Origin of the sequence: Nostoc sp. DedQUE04, assembly GCF_034530995.1 — a bacterium.
Lineage (GTDB): Bacteria > Cyanobacteriota > Cyanobacteriia > Cyanobacteriales > Nostocaceae > Nostoc.
In genome coordinates this window covers 1-15,485 of sequence record NZ_JAVRCA010000004.1, presented here as the reverse complement: position 1 = coordinate 15,485, position 15,485 = coordinate 1, and the positions used below count along the sequence as shown (strand labels likewise).

The window sequence follows — 15,485 nt, the reverse complement described above, 5'->3', positions numbered from 1 at the left end:
TTCTGACGCAATTTCTACTCAGTTTCTCCTAGAGAGTTTAGTATAAAGCGGGCAATTCTCTCAGATGCGCCAGGTGGGCCAAATCGCTCAGGGCCATTTTCTTTGCACTTAGCGAGGTAGTATGAATCTTCTAAAGTTTCAACTACTCGTTTAGCTGCTTGCTTGAGAATTTCAGGGGTTGCTGGCTTAGTGCCGATGGTTTGGGCAGAAATGCCCAACAGCCGCGTTTGCGCTTCTGCAAATTGATAGGTAAATTGAGGGCCTTCTCCGGGAATCTGAATAATAGGTTTGCCGATCGCTACAGCTAAATCCACTGCCAACCCTGCCATACCAATAACGAGGTCAGAGTAATATACGATATCACTGAAGGCATCTGAATAACATCTCACTTCTACAAGCGGTGATTCCTCAGCCGAACTTCCTGGAGGAGAATAGGTGAGTATGCCTTGATTCAGTTGCCAACCTTGACTTTGAGCAATGTCGTCTAATTGCGCCATCAAATTTGGTACTAAGGCGGCGCGAAACTGGAATCTTGAAGGCATCACCTTGGCGATTTCTATCACCAGTTGCAACTGCAAACTGAAATTTCGCGCTGCTTCCGGCATCCGCGATCCTGGTAAAAGTGCGATTGCCGGAACGTCCGGTTTCAGGTACAAGTCTTTGCCAGTGGGGACGAGGCGATCTAAAGCCGGAATCCCACCAAACTGAGCCTTAGCTATACCTTGCCGTTGGAGATCGAAAGCCGTATAGGAATCTCTGGTAAAAACTGTCAGACATCGAGAAGAATTAAGGTCGTGCCACAGCAGTGGATTGATCCGCAATCGCCCTTCATAGAGGGCAGAAAGACAAGATATAAACGAAACGAAGGGACGCTTTGTTAAGTATGCAAATGTTTGGGAGATAAAATCCCCAGTAGACATAATTAAATCGCAGTTGGGAGCATACTGCAACACCGTTTGTAATTGTCGCCACGTTAACCCAATCAATCCCGATTGAAAATCTTTCAGCAAATAGAGGCGCTTCATGTAAAAGAATCCGCCGGAGGGCATTGTTTGTGTGGGTCCAATAATGGGAATATCCAAGCTACGGTAAGCTTTTCCTTCTCCCACAATCGGCATTGCCGCCATCTCAATTGAAGGACACAATTGGCGCAGGGTTTGAATAACATGAGAGGTGTGGTTGTCCTCTCCGTGGCCGTTACTGATAAACAAGATTCGCTTAGAAGGCATCTTGGGGTTTGGATAGGTCTAAAATGCTTGTTTGGTGAGATTTCTAACCTACATTGGGTGAGTAGGCTAAGAGATTGATAGTATTTTTACTATTGAGAGTTTGTAATTTTATAGACAAATCTACAAAGTTACTTTTTTGAGTGTCAACCGGAATGGAATTACTGCTAATCCCTGTTTTTGCAAAAGCTAATCTATCAGAGAATACAGTATTGGGAGTACAAGCGCTATGGGTACATCGATCTGAGTTCATAAATTGAACGAGCTATTTTAAGTATCGATCGCAATCAGACAAGGCAACAGAAGAAATGATTTGTTGAAAATCTATCCCCTTGTCACCAAATTCTCTTATCCTTTTCAATGACGACAAAGTTATAAAAAAGTTGTATTGCAATCATCATCTGACTCCTTGGGTGTTCGACATAGAATCAATTTCATCTACTGTCGAGCTATTTTTTGCTGGCTTTAGTCACTGAGCAAATATCCCGCCCAGAACTAAAGTTCCGGGCTGATAAGCTAAAGTCCTCTAAAAGAGGACTAAACAAGAAATTTAGTTTAGTCCTCTTTTAGAGGACTTTGGTTATGAGACTCGGAATTTATTCCGAGGCGGGATAGATACACTGCACCAACACTTGTGTGTACACCGTAGCTCTTGGTAGGAGAGGGGCTGGGGGAGAGGTCAAAATAGCACTCGTTGAACTCCTAAGAAATAAGGCAGGAGGCAGGAGGCAGGAGGCAGAAGGCAGAAGGAAAGAGGATTTGACTTGTTTCTTTCGCCCTTCCCGCAGATGCGCCTCCGTTGGAGACTCACGTTAAAATTCAAATTTTTTGTAGATATTCAGGTGGCACATTATCGACTAACCAAACACCATTAGCAGAACAATAGAAGATGTAACCTGCCTGATGCATTGCCGCAGTATTTACAGCAAAAACCACTGGTTTTCCATGCCTTGCACCAACAGTTTCTGCTGTTTTTATATCCTTTGACAAATGGACATGATGCCGCGACATTTTGCAAAGTCCTGTTTGCAGAATTGACTCTACAGATTTGTGTCCTGTGCCGTGATAAAGCTCATCTGGAGGAACAACAGCTTCTAATTGTAAATCGACTTTTACACTATGTCCTTGGTTCGCACGAATCAAATTACCTGTAGAATCAAAAGAAAAGCGTTGCTTCTCGTTGAATTCAACTACCATCTGTAATTCCTGGCGGGTAATCGGAAACTTGTTTTTAGCACAAGCAGTAAGTAAGTCATCAACAGCAACCCAACCGCCAGGAGCAAGTTTAATGCCAATAGCATCCGGTGTATGTCGCAGATATTTGCTGAGATATTTGCTGATTTTGACGAGTCGAGAATCATTCATTTGATTAAGTAGTCATTGGTCATTGGTCATTGGTCATTTGACTCTCATGTTGCAGTTTGATTGTGGTTAATATATTTATACTACAATTATATTTTTTTGTAGCACATAATTTTTATTGATGGTTTTATTTGGTGTAAATTGACAGAATTTGTCTTCCAATCATGGCTAATGCCACTCCAACGATCGCAATGAGTGTTACCTTGCCGCCAGGAACGAGTGGTTGATTTGTGCTATCTGAGTTTTCACGTTGCTTCCAACTCATTAACGCCGGAATAATTCCACCTAGAACTGAAATACTAAATGTTCCAGTGTAATCTAGGGCAGTAAAAAAGATGCTGGGGTTAAGCGTTCCGAGAGTCATCGGCGGGAAAAGAACCAGGGAATAAAGAGGTAAGCGGCTAGAAAGTTGCCACTGTGCAGGTAGGAAAATATCTTTGAACAAATCCAGCAACCCGTACACAAATCCAATGAATGAGGTGACGATCGCAAACTCTGAAAAAATGGATACTAGCACTCCTAACCATTGCCCCGCGCCACCTGCTCGAAGAATTTGTAGTGGATCGAAAACACTTGTACCGCCAGATGTGCTATGTAGCATATCGGGACTGACGCTTCCTAAAATTACGGCATTCCATGCCAAGAACATAATTAGAGGAATTACAGAACCAATAAAGATGGATTGACGAATTTTGTAGGCATCTCCTTCGAGTTGCGTCACAACCAATGGCACAACGTTTTGGAAAAACAGCGCCACAGACATCACTGAAATCGCACTGCCCAGGGCACTCCAGTTCTGAAATAATAGTTGGGCACTCTGAATATGCCTTCCTCCCAGAAATAATAGTCCTAAGAAGGAAACGATGACAATTCCGACAAAGGCGCTGTTTAATTTCTCAATAAACTTTTCTCGCCCAAGATACATAATGCCGCCAAATAAGAGCGTGAAAGTCGTTGTGCCCACCCACGTCGGCAATATCTGCACACCCCAGACTTTTGTCGCCGCCGTTCCTAAAATCTCTCCGCCTTCGGTGATATATGCCACCAACAGAGCATAGTGCATGAATAAATATGCACCGCCAGCAATTCGCGCTCCCACCTTACCAAGGATTTTCTCAACAATTCCTAAAAAACCTATACTTGAAAGCCCTTCTGTTCGCATCGTGTTTAAGGTAACTTCTGCAACCAATAACCCCGAAACTAAAGCGTAGAGCCAAACAGCAATCAGTCCAGATGTGGATGGTACAATACCCGATGGCAGGGTAACGGCTGGTAGAGCCAGAATCCCAGCCCCAACAGTGGTTCCTGCAATCAATGCAGTACTTCCCAATACACTACCCGGTTGATGATTGAGTTTTTTTCCATCAAATTCCAGATGAGAAAACAACCGAGTGACTTGCTCTGAATTTTTTAGAACGGTCTTTATGGAAACCATACTCAATATCCGTACTTAAACCAAACAATATTAACATATGTTAACTTTATTCGTAAAAACCCTGATTTTCCTGGTTTTTCAAGCAAATTTTTTTGGAAAATAAGCGATCGCCATTTCATTATCAACACAATTTTTTGATTATCAATGTCATTTGTAGCACTTTATTAATAAAATAGACCACGCAGGAAAAAACCTTTTCCCTGTATACAGATGTATTTTAAATAAACGAAAACTTGTTTAATAAGACCTTTGAAAAATATTATTGCTAACATTAAAACCTCATAAATCCAACCCACCAAGTAAGCTTTCTCTCTAAGAAAATCCTGCAATCTCTGTTGTCGGCGTTGCAAAAGGAGATGGTAATACCCGAAAGCTTTGATAGCAAACTAGCAAAGCTGATGGAATGTTTGCAATTAAACCGAAGGCAACTTTAGCAAGTTATTTTCAACTTAAGTATTTCACAAACAAACAAGAGCGATCGCCCACATCAACCCCATCAGCAAAAGTGCGACACCGAATAGCCTGTCGTAGACATCCATTATTTGTTTGCCAAAAAAGATATTTATCTCTGGCGATCGCTTTTAAATCTTTTGGCTAAAATCATGACAGTGTATATGCTACCATGTTTACATGGCGATTAAAATTGTAGTTGATACCAGCGTTTTTATTAGTGCGCTGATTAGCTCTAAAGGTTCTAGTCGAGAACTCATTCGACGCTGCTTGAAAGGAGAATATCTGCCTTTGATGGGAAATGCTTTATTTTCTGAGTATGAGTCAGTCATTCAACGCTCAGAAATTCTCGCCAAATGCCCTTTAAGTACTGAAGAAATTTCAGCTTTACTAGCATCATTAATGAGTGTCAGCCAATGGGTTTATATCTACTATTTATGGCGGCCGAATTTAAAAGACGAAGCTGACAATCACTTAATTGAATTAGCAGTTGCAGGAAATGCTCAGATTATTGCCACTCACAATGTCAGAGATTTCCAAAATGCTGAATTACTATTTCCTAACTTATCAATATTAAAACCTGAAAACATTATTAGGAGTTAAACAAAAATGGCAACTTTAACTATTCGTTTACCAGACGATAAGCATAATAGATTGAAGCAACTTGCTCAAGCCAAAGGCATCAGTGTTAATAAGTTGATTGAAGAACTTTCAACCATAGCTCTAGCAGAATTTGATGCCCATACAAGATTTAAAGCAATGGCTGCAATTGGCAACCCAGAAGAAGGATTAAGAGTACTGGCTAAACTTGATACTCTGACAGAATAAAGCTGATAGCGCGATGATGCGAGCAATAACTGGAGGCGATCGCTCGTATCAATCCCATATCAAGGGTACGAGCGCCTATATTAACCGCATCATCAAAAGTGCGTAGGTGTAGCCCGTCGTAGACATCGCTAATTTGGCAGCGAAGTGTGCGTAGAAGCTTTGCTTCTTGTCGCCAGACATCGCTTGAGAAAATAAGCTAACTTGAGAACAGCCTTTATATGCAATACTTCCAAAACTTGGAGGTTTTTCCAATGAAATGGACACTTGAAGAAGCCAAAGCACAGCTACCTTCCATAATTAATGCTACAAGTCTTGAACCTCAGCTAATTTATACTCAAGAGGAATTAGTGGCTGCAATTGTAGACCCTGAGCTTTTTAAAGAATTTTTAGACTGGCGGCAAAAAAATGCTAAAACATCTCTAGCTCAAGTCTTTAAAGAACTTCAGCAGTTATGTAGCGAAGAAAACTATAGCTTAGAGATACCACCACGAAGCGATCGCGACAATCCTTTTACGGAAGAATAGGATGAGCCATCTTTGTGACACGAATATAATCAGTGAATTAACTCGCCCAATACCAAATCCAGGGGTGACAGAATGGACTGCTACTGTGACATCTATTAATTTAAGTGTGATTACAATTAAGGAAATTTATTATGGTTTAACAGCCAAGCCTAATGCTAGAATCCAAAACTGGTTTGAAAACTTTCTCTTCACTCACTGTCAAATTCTCCCCATCACCTTAGAAATTGCCAAGTGTTCGGGTGAATTGAGAGGTTTTTTAAGAACTCAAGGTAAACCGCGCTCGCAAGCTGATATATTTATTGCGGCAACAGCTAAAATACATTCTTTGACACTTATTACTAGAAATATTAAGGATTTTGAGGGTTGTGGTATATCCACGTTGAATCCATTTAGTTGAATCTTTTTCCAATTTGACACATTTGCTAAGAATGCGTAGGTGTAGCCCGTCGTAGACATTGCTTATTTGAAACAGTTGGTAAGAATGCGATCGCCCACATCAATCCCATTATCAAAACTGCGATCGCAGTAACTAGTTATACCAGATACTTGTAAAATCAAACTAATAGATAAATTTATAGCTAGACTTATAGCTAATAGATAGATTTAAAAAATAACAGAGCTAGATGATGCAAATCACTGTCGAGGTATCTGAGGAGCTAGGACAGCAATTACAGCCGTTCCAAGACCGCTTACAAGAGATAGTAGAACGCGGTCTAAAAGAGTTATTGAGCGAACAGTCTGGCAATTTTCTCGATGAGAAACAGATTATTGGCTTGTTAGCCAGTCAGCCTACACCAGAACAAATTCTAGCAATCCGACCCTCACCAGAATTCCAAGCCCGTGTCAGTGATTTGCTAGCACAAAGTAAAGCAGGAACACTTTCAGCTAAAGGTGAAGCTGAACTAGAACGCTATCTGACCATTGAACATCTTGTCCGTATGGCAAAAGCTCATACCTTCGAGCAATTGCGCCAAAACCCATGACTTATGTATCAGCCCAATTACGGAAACTCGTAATTGAAAGAGCGAACCAAAGGTGTGAGTACTGCTTATTTCCTCAGAGTGGGGCACTATTTAGCTTTGAGATGGAACATATTATTGCCGAAAAACATCGTGGCACTACTGAAGCAGAAAATCTAGCTCTTGCCTGTCCATATTGTAATCGTGCAAAGGGTACTGATTTGGGGTCAATCGATCCTGAAACGGGGAAACTAACACCCTTTTTCAATCCAAGGACTCAAAAATGGAGCGATCATTTTCAGCTGAATGGAGCAGAGATTGCACCATTGACAGCAGTTGGGCGCGTAACTGTTGCAATTCTCCAATTTAATCAATCAGAGCGGTTAGAAGAACGGGACAGGTTGATTTGGGCAGGTCAGTATTCTTAGGTTTACTGTTCATCCTCATGCCACTAAGCTATTTATTTGACTTGCGTAGAGAGCTACGCTTCTTGTCGCCAGACATCACTCCCCGCGAGGGGTAATAAATTAAAAACTTCTCATAAGGCGATTTGCGTTCTCAAACTGGGGTTTGAGAACTCAATTGAGTATATTTAGTACTTAAAACCTAATATTTAGTTCTTAAACTGGGGTTTGAAAACTCAATTGAGTATATTTAGTACTCAAAAGCTAATATTTAGTTTTCAAACTGGGGTTTGAGAACTCAATTGAGTATATTTAGTACTCAAAAGCTAATATTTAGTTCTTAAACTGGAGTTTGAGTACTTTTTTGCGTAATTTACTGATTTATTAGCAATTTACAGTGTAATAAAAGTTAATAGAGATTTGCAGGAATTTTCTCAGGCTGATCGATAGGGAAGTTTTTTAAAGTAAAGAAGCTTAAATCAGTGAATTCGAGAACTGATAACCAAATAAATAACTGCATTAAAAGGTAGATTTTATGGCTAGACTAAAAAGAACTTCCCAAGTGCTAGAAAAAGCAGCACGTCGTGCAGCTAGTATCAGTTCAATCGATCCAAACTTAGATGTGAGTAATGGACTCACTTTATTTGCGTACTCAAGCCTAATTGAGACAATGCGAAATAAAGAAAATATTTACAACACTGCGCTTTCTAACCTAGATAAGATATACCGTGAAATGTTAGAAACAGAGCAGCAGTTGGCAGACATGACAGAACACATACTCATGGGCATCGGGGCTAAATATGGCAAAAGCAGTGTAGAGTATGGTATGGCGGGAGGAGTTCCTAAAAACCAACGCCGGAAGCGATTGCGAGGTGAATCGCCAATTGTTAGTAATGAGCCACCGTCAATGATTGTTGGTGTAAATAGCAATGGTAAAGTAAAAGCGTAGTAAAAGCATAGCGTGTGTTAGGGCTTTAGCCTAACGCACCATCTTATGAGCCGATGCATTAGGCGCTTAGATTATGTTTTTATTGATAGCGATATGAGAGTATGAATATAAAGCTTTTATCCTGCTATTAGTGTTGCTGTCTTACTCGTTGCGGTAAACCTCTTTACGATGCCCTACTTTCACAACACTAACTATTAATACATCATCAAAAATATCGTATATAACTCGGTAACTGCCGACTCGGATTCAATAACCATTGTCCGAATCTTCTAGCTTAACAACCCCATTAGGGCGGGGATTATCAGCTAGCTCGTCTATTTTTGTTTGTATCCTTGTCCGTACTTTTATAGGTAATTTTTTAAGTTGTTTAAATGCAGCATTAGAAAATTAAATTTTATATTGATTCACTGGCTAATTCTCGTTTAACTTGCTCCCAAGGAATAGTGCCATTTTTATTAATATCTTCCCGTCCTTCATGTAAAGCTTTAATATCCTCTAGGTCTTCTGCTTTACGAATGTCTAAAAGTTCTATGACATCCTCTAAAGTATCTTCATAAGTTTGTTATAATCGCTCATAAATAGCTTTGATTAAAGCTTGTTTTCTCGTTGTAGTTTCCATTTTTACCTCAATTCCAACATATAGGGACTTTAGCTTTAATAAAGTTACTATAGCCTATCACTATAATTTTACTGTATCAGCCGATCTGATAGCCGTTTAACTGAATAAATGCCCAATTTGTATAGAAACGTTTACTGGGAATTTAAGTTTTCAATCCAATGCCACAGAAAACAATTTACCAACTTGCGCCAAATCTACATTTCCACCGCTAATGATGACACCAACTCTCGCTTCTGGTGCTGTCACCACACCTTCGAGTAAAGCAGCAGCAGCTAATACCCCAGTAGGTTCAACGACAATTTTCAGACGCTCCCACAAGAAAAACATCGTGCGAAGAATCGCTTCTTCCGATACCGTCACCATATCATCGACGTAATGCAGCACTAAGGGGAAAGTAATTTTCCCAAGGCTAGGAGTCCGCGCACCATCGGCGATGGTATTAGGATTTTTGACTGTTTGCAGAGTTTTGGTGTGAAAGGAGCGGGTAGCATCATCGGCAAGGGCTGGTTCTACGCCGATTACTTTACAATTGGGTAAAAGTGATTTGGCTGCGATCGCACATCCTGAAAGTAATCCACCACCGCCACAACAAACTAATAGTAAGTCCAATTCACCAACTTCCTGGATTAGTTCTAAAGCGGTTGTCCCTTGTCCAGCAACGACATGGGGATGATCGTAAGGAGGAATGAGTGTCAAAGAGCGCTCATCTGCTAAATTTTGAGCTAATTCTTCCCGGTTTGTTTCTTGGCGATTGTACAAAATTATCTCTGCACCATAGCCACGAGTAGCAGTTTGTTTGACAACAGGTGCATCATCAGGCATGACAATAGTGGTGGGAATATTTAGTAATTGTCCAGCTAAAGCGATCGCTTGGGCATGATTTCCCGATGAATAGGTGATAACGCCTGTTTGTTTTTGTGCTACCGATAGTTGGGCTAGGGCATTGTACGCCCCTCTAAATTTAAATGCTCCCGTGCGTTGAAAGTTTTCGCACTTAAAGAATACTTGGCTATTAGTGCGATCGTTAACGATTCTAGATGTTAGTACAGGCGTGCGGTGGGCAATCCCCAAAATTCGCTTTTGTGCTGCTTGCACGTCAGTTATAGCAACGGAATTATGCTGTGACATTGATAACAATATTAAACATTCTTGCTCTTGTTTATATAGATACAGATTTTTATATTTGCATCTAATATCCTGGATTGAAGCATACTCATTTCAGGTGGATAGCATCATTTATTGTCTGCATAAAAATAGCTACAGCAGACATTATATATTGCTGTAGCTAAATTTATAAAAGTTAATTAATTCCAGTTAATCATTTTTGTCACATGAATAAAAAATCTGAAAGTCGGCAAAAAAGAACTGCTCTAATTACAGGAGCAGCTTGTGGCATAGGCTATCAATTAACCCAGATTTTTGCTCGTCATAATTATAATCTTGTGTTAGTAGATAAAAATGAACAAAAACTTACTGAAATTATAGATGAATTGCCGCAAAAATTTGGTATTGCCGTCAAAATTTTTGTTAAGGATTTATCTATCCCCACATCCCCAGAAGAAATTTTTACAGAATTACAGCAAGCATCCATCAAGATTGATGTGCTAGTTAATAATGCTGGTTTTGGTACTTATGGAGCATTTAGCGAAACAGACCTCAGCACTGAATTGAAAATGCTTCAGGTAAATATGGTCAGCCTGACTCATTTAACGAAGTTGTTTCTCAAAGATATGATTGAGCAAGACTATGGAAAAATATTAAATGTCGCCTCAGCCGCCGCTTTTCAACCAGGGCCTCTAATGGCAGTTTATTTTGCTACTAAAGCCTATGTATTATCATTTTCAGAAGCGATCGCTAATGAATTAGAGGGTACAGGTGTCAGCGTGACTGTTCTTTGTCCAGGGCCAACAGCATCAGAATTCCAACAAAATGCTGCAATGGAAGATTCAAAGATTGCTAGTGTTAACAGAATGATGGATACGGAAACTGTCGCAAGGATTGGTTATCGGGGCTTAATGAAAAACAAAACTGTTGTTGTTCCTGGGATGAGAAATAAAATATTAACTGAAAGCGTCAGATTTACACCCAGAAATTTAGTCACAAAGGTTGTTAGAAGTATGCACGAACTTCAAAAAAAGAGGTAGTTCTAAATTTTAGATTCTTTTCAATAAGACCCGAACAATGGATTTTTTAGAGTAAATAATTTTGCTCTGGCTGGTTAAGAGCCTAAAGGCTTTTAACCCATTCTGAGTGGGCTTCTGCCTCCAGTAGCTTGACAAGAGGCAGAAGCCCACTTTAAATACATTCCCAGCCTGGAGGCTGGGAACAAGGCAATAAGGCTACACAAACCTTTGGGCTTTTCTTAGTACCATTTATATTAGCCTCTATTACTATTCCAAGGCCCCCAGATAGCTAAAGTAATACCAGGGCTTTGAATGTTAACAAACAAAGTACGACCATCAGGTGAAAAGCAGGCTCCAGCAAACTCACCTGTTTGGAGGGCATTACGTGCAAATTTGTAGATTTCACCACTGGGAGTAATACCAATCAAGAAATTATCACCGTCTCCGTCCTCACAAAGGATAAGATCGCCACAAGGTGCTACGACTATGTTATCGGGCATATCGAGTTCATCTTTAGATTGAGACTCGACAAACAATTCAATCGTCTCTTCACCCGGAATATAGCGCCAGACCTGGCCACCGCCTACAGGGCCACCATCTGTAGCAGTGAAGTAAAATTCTCTTTTGCCATTTTTGCCTTTCTTATCCTTGTTGTCCTCATAATAGATGCCTTCCCCACGGCTAAACTGGGCTGCACCTAAGTTGCGACCTTGCACTCTGACATTATCTGTAGTTGTTGGGTTGGGGTCAGGAATATTCACCCAATCTACAGCTAACTTCTGCCCTACTACGAAACCGGTCTTGGTGTTGACTCCTGGTCTACCTATAATCCTCAGAGCTTGAAGAATACCTCCTTGTTTTAACCGACCAGGAACTTTTGGGATAAAACGGTAGAAGAGGCTATCTCCTCTATCTTCAGTTTGATAGACATATCCAGTTTTGGGATCTACAGCTACAGCCTCATGATTAAACCGTCCCATCGCAACTAGAGGCACTGGAGCTACAGGAGAGGTGGCGCTAGCTGGAACCTCAAAGTTGTAACCGTGTAACTTTGTGACTCCATTAGTTGCACTTGGTATAGTTGTATCTTCTTCACAGCTAATCCATGAACCCCAAGGAGTTAAACCACCAGCACAGTTACGAATGGTTCCGCCGAGAGAGCTGAACTGTTTAATCAACTGGCGATCGCGTCCAACAACCAGAGTCGTAGTGCCACCTCTGCAAATGGGATCGTAGGGATTTGGTACTTGTACTTGCGTATCGGAATTGATGCTAAGTTCGTGATTGCGAACCAGAATGGTTGTGTTTTTGGGCCCAGGGAAGGCTGCCATACCATCATGATTGCTAGGCTCTAGATTGCCATCGCTCATCAAGGTTCCAGTGCGAGAGATAACTTGATACTCAAATCCGCTTGGTAAATCTAACAAACTATTGGGATCTGGTAAAAGTGGGCCATATCCTTTACCAAGTTTTTTACCAAAGGCTTTTCTGGCAAGAAGACCTTCCAAAGGAGACACCATCAAAGTGCCGACGGCAGTAGTACCTGCTACTGCAAAGAATTTACGTCTTGAAAGCGTCATGGGGATGATTTGGTTACTTCAGATAATGCTGAAGAAAAAATATTTGATTGTGATTAAGTTTGGGTAATGCTTTATTTAATTTAGGTTAGTTAATCAAAGATGAATTTATATAAATATAGCAAGGGACTGGGGACTGGGGACTGGGGACTGGGTGAAAAGCCTTTTTGTGTCTAAGTTTTATCGTCTGTTGATGTCCTAACCACCAAAGCTTGTGCTATAAGTTTTATCTAAACAGAAATCAGGAGTCAGAATGAATTCTGACTCCTGATTCTGACCAAAGGCGAAACATCTCCGGCTTCGCTCCTGAATTTTGTTTGAATTTAACGCCCACCAATGCGATCGAATGCAGGTGTAGGCCAGCGATCAACTAGTTTGCCCAAGACTGACATTTCTTGAACCAAGCGGTCAAATTTCTCAGGGGTAAGAGATTGAGGCCCGTCAGATAAAGCTTTTGCGGGATTGGGGTGAACTTCTATCATTAAGGCATCTGTACCAGCGGCGATCGCAGCCATTGCCATCGATGGCACATATTCAGACCTACCAGTACCATGACTGGGATCGATCATAATTGGTAAATGGGTAAGCGATCGCAACACCGGAAGCACTGATAAATCTAAAGTATTGCGGGCATATTTACCATCAAAGGTTCTAATTCCCCGCTCACAAAGAATTACATTGGGATTTCCAGATGCCAAAATATATTCTGCCGCCATCAGCCACTCGTCAATTGTGGCAGACATTCCCCGCTTCAGCAGCACTGGTTTATCTTGAGCGCCTACCTTTTTCAGCAGCGAGAAGTTGTGCATATTTCGCGCCCCAATTTGGATGATGTCAGCTGTTTTCGCCACTGCTGATAAATCGGCAGCATCCATCAGTTCTGTGATGATACCCAAACCAGTAGCTTCCCGCGCTGCTGCTAACAAATCTAAAGCGCTTTCACCATAACCTTGAAAAGCATAGGGTGAAGTACGGGGTTTGTAAGCTCCGCCACGTAGAAAGTGCGCTCCAGCTGCCTTCACCCGCTTTGCCGTTTCGACAATCATCGCTTCATTTTCAACAGAACAAGGCCCGGCTACCACTACAATCGGATGATGTTCGCCGAAATAGACACGACCGTTAGGTGTAGGAACAACAACCTCGCTAGCTTCTCCATGACGGAATTCTCGACTTACCCGCTTGAAAGGTTGTTGCACTCGTAATACTTGCTCAATCCAAGGGCTAAATTCCTGAACCTGTAATTTATCAATGCTTGTAGTATCACCAATTAGCCCCAGCACGACTTTATGAGTGCCAACACTTTTTTCTACCGTCACTCCCCAAGTGTCTCTCAGTTCTTGGCTAATGCGAGTAATTTCCTCAACAGGCGTACCGCTCTTAAGTATGATAATCATCTGTTTTTCCTTCTGTATGGTTGTTCTTGATAGTTCCTGGGTGTAATACAATGCGTTCGTAGGGGCACAGCAATGCTCATTGGTGTCAACTTAACGCGAAACCTCACGTCCGCCAGGGATTGTAAATCCCTGTCTCATAGTTAAACTCCTCTGAAGAGGACTAAAGAGCGCGAAAATTTTCAGTCTACTTCAGTAGACTTGAGCAATTAGTCAGGGAATATAATTCCCTGGCGGGTGAACAACGCCTAATCAGTACGCTATTTTTGGCTTAAGTTGACACGCATGAGCAATGCTGTGCCCCTACCTTGGTGAATCGTGTAAAAATTCAGCTAGTTGTTCTAGTTTTGTCCAAGCTGCACCGCTTTGGAGAATTTCCTTGGCAAGGGCAATACCTTTAACACAACCTGCTAAAACATCAGTTTCCCCATCAATAGCTTCACCAACTTGCAGGGCTAAGGCTGTATTTAAAGCGACTACATCTTGTTGCGCTTGCGTACCTTTACCTTGCAAAACTGCCTTCAAGATTTGGGCATTTTCTTGGACATCTCCACCGCACAACGCCGCAGTCGGTGCAAAACTCAAACCCAGTTCTTGAGGATTGAGTGTTAGAGAGCGGACTTTTTGATCTTGGAGTACAGCCAAGTCAGTGACATCTGCCAAACCCGCTTCATCTAAACGTTCTCGTCCGTGGAGGGCGATCGCTTGCTGACATCCCAGTTGGGACAAGGCTTGAGCAATCTCTTCCAATAAAAGCGGGTCGTTCACACCAATAATTTGCCCCGTCGGTCGCATCGGATTTACTAGCGGGCCGAGCAAGTTAAAAATAGTCCGCACTTTCAAAGTTTTTCGCAAAGTTGCGATCGCCTTTAGTGCAGGATGCCAACCTGGAGCAAACAAAAAGGTGATTCCAACTTCGCCAACTGCCGCTTGTACTTTTTCCGGAGTGGCGTTAAGATTTATCCCCAAAGCTTCCAGCACATCAGCCGAACCAGTTTTGCTAGATGCCGAACGATTGCCATGTTTGGCAACCTTTACTCCAGCAGTGGCGGCGACAAAGGCAACAGCAGTGGAAATATTAAAGGTTGAAGCACCATCTCCACCAGTTCCACAGGTGTCAATTAAGGGGACTGGGGATTGGAAAGACTCTTGCCCAGTCCCTAGCCTTTGGGATTGCAAGACGGTGGCCATACCGACTAATTCTTCGGCAGAGACACCTTTAGCTTGAATTGCGGCTAAAATCGCTCCAGATAGAACATCGGGAATGGCATTGGTGAGCCAACCTTGCATCAAATCCGCAGCTTGGGAAACTGTCAACGATTGCCGATTTAACAACTGTTGTAATAAAGCTGGCCAATTGTAGAACTCAGAGGGGATGGAAATTTTATCGGGTGGAGTTTGCGTTACAGCGATCATATTTATTGGGCATGGGGCATTGGGCATTGGGCATTGGGCATTGGGCGTGGGGCGTGGGGCATTGGGCATGGGGCATGGGGCGTGGGGCATTGGTTATCAGTCACTTGTACTGAGAGAACGCGAACAGCCTCTCCAAGAGTTGTATTGGTCATTGGTCATTTACGAAGGACAAATGACAAATGACAAATGACAAATGACAAATGACAAATGACAAATGACAAA

Annotated in this window: 18 protein-coding genes and 1 pseudogene; 9 read left to right on the top strand and 10 right to left on the bottom strand. The window is 41.8% G+C overall.

Annotation, left to right across the window (positions count from 1 at the left end; all coding sequences use genetic code 11):
• Window positions 1-14 precede the first annotated feature (14 nt).
• From RM049_RS03800 to RM049_RS03790, 3 genes are all read right to left on the bottom strand, one after another.
• Complete coding sequence (locus RM049_RS03800; protein WP_322703215.1) at window positions 15-1,229, bottom strand: lipid-A-disaccharide synthase-related protein; 1,215 nt, start codon at window positions 1,227-1,229, stop codon at window positions 15-17.
• 816 nt (window positions 1,230-2,045) lie between these two features.
• Window positions 2,046-2,591: an RNA 2'-phosphotransferase gene (locus RM049_RS03795; protein ID WP_322675143.1), complete on the bottom strand. Its 546-nt coding sequence runs from the start codon at window positions 2,589-2,591 to the stop codon at window positions 2,046-2,048.
• Window positions 2,592-2,715: 124 nt separating this feature from the next.
• Window positions 2,716-4,023: an amino acid permease gene (locus tag RM049_RS03790; RefSeq protein ID WP_322703214.1), complete on the bottom strand. Its 1,308-nt coding sequence runs from the start codon at window positions 4,021-4,023 to the stop codon at window positions 2,716-2,718.
• A 403-nt stretch (window positions 4,024-4,426) separates the two neighbouring features.
• Between RM049_RS03790 and RM049_RS03785 the strand changes: the two genes are divergently transcribed.
• Genes RM049_RS03785 through RM049_RS03775 form a run of 3 tightly spaced genes read left to right on the top strand, consistent with a single transcriptional unit; the run spans window position 4,427 to window position 5,301 of the window.
• Window positions 4,427-4,621 (top strand): hypothetical protein, encoded by a 195-nt coding sequence (locus tag RM049_RS03785; protein ID WP_322703213.1) that lies wholly within the window; start codon window positions 4,427-4,429, stop codon window positions 4,619-4,621.
• Between the two features lie 32 nt (window positions 4,622-4,653).
• Entirely contained in the window at window positions 4,654-5,076 is a 423-nt protein-coding gene (locus tag RM049_RS03780) for a putative toxin-antitoxin system toxin component, PIN family (RefSeq protein WP_322703212.1), read from the top strand.
• Between the two features lie 6 nt (window positions 5,077-5,082).
• Complete coding sequence (locus RM049_RS03775) at window positions 5,083-5,301, top strand: toxin-antitoxin system HicB family antitoxin (RefSeq protein ID WP_322697086.1); 219 nt, start codon at window positions 5,083-5,085, stop codon at window positions 5,299-5,301.
• Window positions 5,302-5,376: 75 nt separating this feature from the next.
• On the opposite strand, the gene RM049_RS03770 is transcribed toward RM049_RS03775, so the two are convergent.
• Complete coding sequence (locus tag RM049_RS03770) at window positions 5,377-5,553, bottom strand: hypothetical protein (protein ID WP_322703211.1); 177 nt, start codon at window positions 5,551-5,553, stop codon at window positions 5,377-5,379.
• Here RM049_RS03770 and RM049_RS03765 point away from each other — a divergent pair.
• The 5 genes from RM049_RS03765 to RM049_RS03745 all read left to right on the top strand — a co-directional run bounded on the left by RM049_RS03765 (window position 5,553) and on the right by RM049_RS03745 (window position 8,137).
• The gene (locus RM049_RS03765; RefSeq protein ID WP_322700836.1) at window positions 5,553-5,825 is read left to right on the top strand and encodes a prevent-host-death protein; all 273 of its coding nucleotides are present in this window, start codon (window positions 5,553-5,555) and stop codon (window positions 5,823-5,825) included. The two genes, RM049_RS03770 and RM049_RS03765, sit on opposite strands and share 1 nt — an antisense overlap.
• Before the next feature lies 1 nt (window position 5,826).
• A complete protein-coding gene (locus RM049_RS03760) occupies window positions 5,827-6,222 on the top strand; it encodes a type II toxin-antitoxin system VapC family toxin (protein WP_322703210.1) in 396 nt (131 codons plus the stop codon).
• A gap of 226 nt (window positions 6,223-6,448) precedes the next feature.
• Complete coding sequence (locus RM049_RS03755) at window positions 6,449-6,808, top strand: hypothetical protein (protein ID WP_322689400.1); 360 nt, start codon at window positions 6,449-6,451, stop codon at window positions 6,806-6,808.
• Window positions 6,805-7,212 carry an HNH endonuclease signature motif containing protein gene (locus RM049_RS03750; protein ID WP_322689399.1) on the top strand — a complete coding sequence of 136 codons (408 nt, stop codon included), beginning with the start codon at window positions 6,805-6,807 and terminating at the stop codon, window positions 7,210-7,212. The genes RM049_RS03755 and RM049_RS03750 overlap by 4 nt, the downstream gene beginning before the upstream one ends.
• Before the next feature lie 511 nt (window positions 7,213-7,723).
• Window positions 7,724-8,137, top strand: a complete 414-nt coding sequence (locus RM049_RS03745; RefSeq protein ID WP_322703209.1) for a hypothetical protein — start codon at window positions 7,724-7,726, stop codon at window positions 8,135-8,137.
• Window positions 8,138-8,278: 141 nt separating this feature from the next.
• On the opposite strand, the pseudogene RM049_RS03740 reads toward RM049_RS03745, so the two are convergent.
• Both RM049_RS03740 and RM049_RS03735 read right to left on the bottom strand, forming a co-directional pair.
• Window positions 8,279-8,485 (bottom strand): annotated as a pseudogene (locus RM049_RS03740) (type II toxin-antitoxin system RelE family toxin).
• Window positions 8,486-8,906: 421 nt separating this feature from the next.
• Window positions 8,907-9,884, bottom strand: a complete 978-nt coding sequence (locus RM049_RS03735) for a threo-3-hydroxy-L-aspartate ammonia-lyase (protein ID WP_322703208.1) — start codon at window positions 9,882-9,884, stop codon at window positions 8,907-8,909.
• A 203-nt stretch (window positions 9,885-10,087) separates the two neighbouring features.
• Here RM049_RS03735 and RM049_RS03730 point away from each other — a divergent pair, with 203 nt between their 5' ends.
• Entirely contained in the window at window positions 10,088-10,900 is an 813-nt protein-coding gene (locus RM049_RS03730) for an SDR family oxidoreductase (RefSeq protein ID WP_322703207.1), read from the top strand.
• 233 nt (window positions 10,901-11,133) lie between these two features.
• On the opposite strand, the gene RM049_RS03725 is transcribed toward RM049_RS03730, so the two are convergent.
• From RM049_RS03725 to RM049_RS03710, 4 genes are all read right to left on the bottom strand, one after another.
• Window positions 11,134-12,459 carry an alkaline phosphatase PhoX gene (locus RM049_RS03725; protein ID WP_322703206.1) on the bottom strand — a complete coding sequence of 442 codons (1,326 nt, stop codon included), beginning with the start codon at window positions 12,457-12,459 and terminating at the stop codon, window positions 11,134-11,136.
• Window positions 12,460-12,779: 320 nt separating this feature from the next.
• Entirely contained in the window at window positions 12,780-13,850 is a 1,071-nt protein-coding gene (gene aroF / locus RM049_RS03720) for a 3-deoxy-7-phosphoheptulonate synthase (protein ID WP_322703205.1), read from the bottom strand.
• 300 nt (window positions 13,851-14,150) lie between these two features.
• A complete protein-coding gene (trpD, locus tag RM049_RS03715; RefSeq protein ID WP_322703336.1) occupies window positions 14,151-15,263 on the bottom strand; it encodes an anthranilate phosphoribosyltransferase in 1,113 nt (370 codons plus the stop codon).
• 2 nt (window positions 15,264-15,265) lie between these two features.
• Window positions 15,266-15,415: a hypothetical protein gene (locus RM049_RS03710; protein ID WP_322703204.1), complete on the bottom strand. Its 150-nt coding sequence runs from the start codon at window positions 15,413-15,415 to the stop codon at window positions 15,266-15,268.
• Between the last annotated feature and the right edge of the window lie 70 nt (window positions 15,416-15,485).

What these genes read in the sequence shown, in the direction of transcription:
- RM049_RS03800 (WP_322703215.1), bottom strand. Translation starts at nt 1,229, where the DNA reads ATGCCTTCTAAGCGAATCTTGTTTATCAGTAACGGCCACGGAGAGGAC.
- RM049_RS03795 (WP_322675143.1), bottom strand. Translation starts at nt 2,591, where the DNA reads ATGAATGATTCTCGACTCGTCAAAATCAGCAAATATCTCAGCAAATAT.
- RM049_RS03790 (WP_322703214.1), bottom strand. Translation starts at nt 4,023, where the DNA reads ATGGTTTCCATAAAGACCGTTCTAAAAAATTCAGAGCAAGTCACTCGG.
- RM049_RS03785 (WP_322703213.1), top strand. Translation starts at nt 4,427, where the DNA reads ATGTTTGCAATTAAACCGAAGGCAACTTTAGCAAGTTATTTTCAACTT.
- RM049_RS03780 (WP_322703212.1), top strand. Translation starts at nt 4,654, where the DNA reads ATGGCGATTAAAATTGTAGTTGATACCAGCGTTTTTATTAGTGCGCTG.
- RM049_RS03775 (WP_322697086.1), top strand. Translation starts at nt 5,083, where the DNA reads ATGGCAACTTTAACTATTCGTTTACCAGACGATAAGCATAATAGATTG.
- RM049_RS03765 (WP_322700836.1), top strand. Translation starts at nt 5,553, where the DNA reads ATGAAATGGACACTTGAAGAAGCCAAAGCACAGCTACCTTCCATAATT.
- RM049_RS03760 (WP_322703210.1), top strand. Translation starts at nt 5,827, where the DNA reads ATGAGCCATCTTTGTGACACGAATATAATCAGTGAATTAACTCGCCCA.
- RM049_RS03755 (WP_322689400.1), top strand. Translation starts at nt 6,449, where the DNA reads ATGATGCAAATCACTGTCGAGGTATCTGAGGAGCTAGGACAGCAATTA.
- RM049_RS03750 (WP_322689399.1), top strand. Translation starts at nt 6,805, where the DNA reads ATGACTTATGTATCAGCCCAATTACGGAAACTCGTAATTGAAAGAGCG.
- RM049_RS03745 (WP_322703209.1), top strand. Translation starts at nt 7,724, where the DNA reads ATGGCTAGACTAAAAAGAACTTCCCAAGTGCTAGAAAAAGCAGCACGT.
- RM049_RS03735 (WP_322703208.1), bottom strand. Translation starts at nt 9,884, where the DNA reads ATGTCACAGCATAATTCCGTTGCTATAACTGACGTGCAAGCAGCACAA.
- RM049_RS03730 (WP_322703207.1), top strand. Translation starts at nt 10,088, where the DNA reads ATGAATAAAAAATCTGAAAGTCGGCAAAAAAGAACTGCTCTAATTACA.
- RM049_RS03725 (WP_322703206.1), bottom strand. Translation starts at nt 12,459, where the DNA reads ATGACGCTTTCAAGACGTAAATTCTTTGCAGTAGCAGGTACTACTGCC.
- aroF (WP_322703205.1), bottom strand. Translation starts at nt 13,850, where the DNA reads ATGATTATCATACTTAAGAGCGGTACGCCTGTTGAGGAAATTACTCGC.
- trpD (WP_322703336.1), bottom strand. Translation starts at nt 15,263, where the DNA reads ATGATCGCTGTAACGCAAACTCCACCCGATAAAATTTCCATCCCCTCT.
- RM049_RS03710 (WP_322703204.1), bottom strand. Translation starts at nt 15,415, where the DNA reads ATGACCAATACAACTCTTGGAGAGGCTGTTCGCGTTCTCTCAGTACAA.